This is a genomic window from Mycobacterium sp. WUMAC-067, from assembly GCF_020217485.1.
Taxonomy (GTDB): domain Bacteria; phylum Actinomycetota; class Actinomycetes; order Mycobacteriales; family Mycobacteriaceae; genus Mycobacterium.
The window spans coordinates 1-403 of record NZ_JAEKMI010000204.1 but is presented as its reverse complement, the minus strand read 5'-3'; the positions used below and the strand labels follow the sequence as shown (position 1 = coordinate 403).

Genomic DNA, 403 nt, shown 5'->3' with positions numbered 1-403 from the left:
CTCGTGTGCGACCTGTGATGGGTTCTTTTTCAAAGATCAAGACATCGCGGTGATCGGTGGTGGGGATTCGGCGATGGAGGAGGCCACGTTTTTGACCCGCTTTGCCCGCAGTGTGACGTTGGTGCATCGCCGCGAGGAGTTTCGGGCGTCGCGGATCATGTTGGAGCGGGCGCGGGCCAACGACAAGATCACGTTTGTGACCAATAAGGCGGTCGAGGCGGTCGAGGGTGAGCAGACGGTCACCGGGTTGCGGCTGCGTGACACGGTGACCGGTGAGGAGTCGACGCTGGCGGTGAGCGGGGTGTTCGTGGCGATCGGGCATGACCCGCGCTCGGAGCTGGTGCGCGAGGTGCTCGAGACCGACGCCGATGGGTATGTGTTGGTGCGTGGGCGCACCACCAGC

1 protein-coding gene is annotated in these 403 nt (G+C 64.0%); it reads left to right on the top strand.

Translation table 11 applies throughout. The features are described 5' to 3' along the window. On the top strand, positions 1-403 hold a 403-nt coding region (locus JF781_RS28240), incomplete at both ends, for an NAD(P)/FAD-dependent oxidoreductase (protein WP_225330697.1).